This window comes from Bradyrhizobium sp., from assembly GCF_019242285.1.
GTDB lineage: Bacteria > Pseudomonadota > Alphaproteobacteria > Rhizobiales > Xanthobacteraceae > Bradyrhizobium.
Window position 1 is genome coordinate 1 of record NZ_JAFAVV010000663.1, and the last position, 3,960, is coordinate 3,960.

The following is a 3,960-nucleotide window of genomic DNA, read 5'->3' on the forward strand; positions in this document are numbered from 1 at the left end:
ACCGCCCACGCCCAGTCGGCGACACCGCCCACCCCGACGACGCGCATTCTCGCCATCGGCACCATCAATGCCGGCGCCGACCCCGCCGCTGCCCGCGCGATCCTGCCGACCGAGGTGCGGGAGACGGTGAAGCTCTATCTGGATGGCAAGATCGATCAATGGTACTCGCTGCAAGGCCGCGCCGGAGTGGCGTTCATCCTGAACGTCACGGACACCGCGGCGGCACGTGACATGCTCGAAAAACTGCCGTTGGGGCAGGCTCATCTGATGACCTTCGAGTTGATCCCGCTCGCCCCGCTCAATCCGCTCCGGCAATTGCAGTGACCGGCACCTGGTCATCCCCTGTCGCCTCCGGTCTCGTCCGCGCCGTGCTCGCGCCGCAGGGACGGCTGCGCGTGTCCGGGTTCGCGGCGTCGTCCCGCGCCACCCTGCATGTTCTCTGCACTGCTTCAACTCGCCGAGCGTGCGGAAACGCGGACGCGGGAAGAATACCGGCAACAAGTATCATCGGAGCGGGTTACCAGCATCCGGACATCGCGAAGTTTCCGGGTCGTGAAAGACGTTGCAGTGATGTGGCAGGCGGCTTCGGAAATTAAGCACTAGAGATTGTAATCGTCATACCATCGTCAGTACGGCGTGTAAATTGGCGCTCGTAGATCGATACAAGTCGCTACGGCAGGACATCATGTGGTCTTGTTCGCCGCCTATCCGGATCGGTTAGTTCTACTAATAACGATACTGGTACAGAAATACTGGGAGAAAATAATGCGCGTGCGTGCGGCCGCCGTCTGTTGCCATGCCCTGATCCTGGGAGTGTTGCTGACAATCATCTCCGCGACCCATCTGCAAGCCGGCGAATTCGGCACCCGCGACGAGGCCGTCGCAATGGTCAAGCGGGTTCAGGAGAAATTCAAGAAGGACGGACCGGAGGCGACGTTCCGCGCCCTCAACAACAATGCGCCCGGATTCGTCGATCGCGACCTGTTTCCCTACGTTCACAAGATTGACGGGACACAGCTGGTCGCCTGCGGCCCTATTCCGGCGATCCGCGGCAAGAACCTGTACGACATGAAGGATCAGGACGGCAAGTTCACGACGCAGGAGTTTGTCAGGATCGCGACCACGCCGCCCTATCACGGCTGGAGCGATTACCGCTTTCTCAATCCGAAGACCAACATGGTTGAGGAAAAGTCGGCCTGGATCGAGCGCATGGGCGATTACCTCGTCGGCGTCGGCATCTACAAGAACGAGCAGCCCAACCAGAATACGATCGGCCTCATCTCCGGCAGTCCGAACTCGGACGATACCTATCTGCAGATGGCCTATGATCTCGCCGACGTCCTCAACGACGGCGACAATTTGCGCATCCTGCCGATCGCCGGCATCGGCGGCCCGCGCAACATCCGCGACGTGCGCTATGTGCGGGGCGTCGACATCGGCCTGACGCAGACCAACATCCTCAACAACTTTCGCCGCTCGAACGAGCGGCTGGGCCAGTTCGACGACAAGATCGTCTACATCGCCAAGCTGTTCAACGAGGAGGTCCATCTCGTCGCCAGGCCCGATATCACCTCGATCGAGCAGTTGAGAGACCTGAAGGTCAATCTCGACGCCAAGGGCAGCGGGACGAGCTACTCGATGCGGGACCTGTTCAATTCATTGGGAATCAAGGTCCAGGAAGTCAGCATGTCCCAGCCCGAAGCCATCGAGAAGGTCAGGAGCGGCGAAATCGCCGCGACCGCGCTGATCGCGGGCAAGCCGGTTCGATCGATGACCAAGGTCACCCGTGAGGACGGCCTGCATCTCGTTCCGATCCCCTATCCGAGGCAGCTCCAGGACGACTACCTGCCGACGACGCTCACGCACGATGACTACCCTGAGCTCGTTGCTGATGGCGACTCCGTAACCACGGTTGCGGTCAGCGCGGTCCTGATCGCGTTCAACTGGCCGAAGACCAATCTCGACCGCTACTCGCGGGTGCAGCGGTTCGTCGACGCCTTCTTTCCCAAGATTGCCGAATTCCAGAAGCCGCCACGCCACGTCAAGTGGCACGAGGTCAATCTCGCAGCCACGCTGCCGGGCTGGAAACGCTTCGAAGCGGCGCAGGCATGGCTCGATCACCACGGCAGCCCCGAAGCGAACAACGGCACCCAGCCGGTCGCGGTGGAGCAGCCCGTGGCGCCTCAGCCCAAACCCGCCGTCGTCCGGCCCGCAGCCGCTCCCGCGCCCGCACGGCCTCAGCAGAGCTCGATCGAACAATTCCTGAGATGGAAACAGACGCGAGGCCAGTGAAGGGCAGGGCTTGAATCGGGGGCTTCTTGATGGGTGCCCCCGATCTGAGGGCTTCGCCTCACTCCACCCGTCCGCTCGCGGTGCCCTGGCCGCGGCCGGCGCGCCAGACCGGGTCGGGGCGGGTCCAGAGCGTCTTGTCGCGGATGGCGTCGGCCAGCGCGCTGGCCTGCACGGCGAGGAAGCGTTCGCCTTTCTCGGCCGTCGCGGAACGGGGATCGCCCCAGGTGCCCGTCACCGGCGCGCGCTCCGCGAAGGAATAGAAGCGCGAGAAGCCGGGTGGGGCATGCACCGGCGCGGGCGCCTGCTGCATCGCCTCGTCGAGCTTCCCGGTCCGCACGATATCGGGAGCGATCGCCATCATCACCGAGGTCTCGCCCTCACAGGCATGCCGCGGCATGGTGTCGGACTCGAAGATCGCGGCGATCTCGCCTGCGTTGAGAAACCAGGGCGTGGTGGCGACGATCGGCAGGTCGTGGGCGACGGCGAGCTCGCGCACCGCGACCGCCAGCGGATCGACATTGCCGCCATGGCCGTTGACGATCAGGAGCCGCGCGAAGCCGAGCGACTTCAGCGAGCGGACGACGCCTTCGAGGATGCCGAAATAGGCACGGTAATCGACGGTGATGGTGCCGCCGAACGGCAAATGATGCTCGCTCATGCCGAGCCACAGCCCGGGCAGCACCGCGACCGGAACCGGCGCCCTCGGGTCCTCCGCCACGAGACGCGCGGCGCGGATTGCGGCCGCGCCGGCGCTCGCCGTGTCGGTGATGACGGGCAGATGCGGCCCGTGCTGCTCGAGCGAGCCGACCGGCAGGATCGCGAGTGCATCCCTTTCCGCGGCCAGCCGCTTGAGCTCGGGCGCCGTCATGCGAGCCCATTCGACCTCGATCGCCATCTCGTCTCTCCCCGATGCTGGAGCCTGCCCGTCGGCGCCGCTGCGGCGCGGCGACGGGCCGAATTTGCCGTGAGCGATGCGGCAGCGTCAATCCAAAGCCGCAAGGGCGGACCTTGGTGCGTCCGGCAGGTGGCCGGCGTGTGAGGAATCCTTGCAACACACGCGCGCGCTTTTCGACGATATGGTCCCGCGCCTACCGAATCAGCCCCGGCATGGGTTCACCAGCGGTTGTGTGCTGCACGTGAGCGGTGCGTCAAGAACAGGACATGTAGATGGACTTTCATTTCATCGCCGCTCTCGCCCTTGCAATTCTTGCTATCGCCGATCTCTTTGTGGATTTCCCGTTCATCGGCGGTTACGCCTTCTGGGTCCTGCTCGCCGCCTTTCTGCTGCTCGCCGCGAAAAGGAAATAACGAAGATCGATCGGCGGACCGATTCGGCGCAGTCGAAGTGATGCCGGGACGCGGCGCGGCGCGCATCGGCCGCAACATGCTTTGGTCATGAAGTAGGCGTAGCGAAACGGGCATGCGGAGGCGCACTGCGCGCATCTGTATACAGGATTATGAATTATCCTGACGCGTCCATGCGCGGGTGGCAGCACTCGCCGTTCGCAGCCTGCATGCGGTGAGGGAGCATCGACAATGACCGTGACTTTCCGTGCGATTCCCGACGGCCCGCCACCGCAGCGCCAGCCGGCCGGCACGCCTCCCGACCGGTCGGGAGGCGTTCGACGCCGCGGTCACCCAGGCGAAACAGGGCCCTCCGCTTTCCCC

Annotated in this window: 4 protein-coding genes; 3 read left to right on the forward strand and 1 reads right to left on the reverse strand. The window is 64.2% G+C overall.

Annotated elements, in window-relative coordinates:
* Both JOY90_RS26670 and JOY90_RS26675 read left to right on the forward strand, forming a co-directional pair.
* Positions 1-324: hypothetical protein (locus JOY90_RS26670; protein ID WP_291694093.1), on the forward strand; the 324-nt coding region annotated here is incomplete at its 5' end.
* Positions 325-765: 441 nt separating this feature from the next.
* Positions 766-2,292 carry a TAXI family TRAP transporter solute-binding subunit gene (locus JOY90_RS26675; protein WP_291694094.1) on the forward strand — a complete coding sequence of 509 codons (1,527 nt, stop codon included), beginning with the start codon at positions 766-768 and terminating at the stop codon, positions 2,290-2,292.
* Between the two features lie 58 nt (positions 2,293-2,350).
* Here the strand turns inward: JOY90_RS26675 and JOY90_RS26680 are convergent, their stop codons facing one another.
* The gene (locus JOY90_RS26680) at positions 2,351-3,187 is read right to left on the reverse strand and encodes a creatininase family protein (RefSeq protein ID WP_291694095.1); all 837 of its coding nucleotides are present in this window, start codon (positions 3,185-3,187) and stop codon (positions 2,351-2,353) included.
* A gap of 272 nt (positions 3,188-3,459) precedes the next feature.
* Here JOY90_RS26680 and JOY90_RS26685 point away from each other — a divergent pair, with 272 nt between their 5' ends.
* Positions 3,460-3,600, forward strand: a complete 141-nt coding sequence (locus JOY90_RS26685) for a hypothetical protein (RefSeq protein ID WP_291694096.1) — start codon at positions 3,460-3,462, stop codon at positions 3,598-3,600.
* The last annotated feature ends 360 nt before the right edge of the window (positions 3,601-3,960 follow it).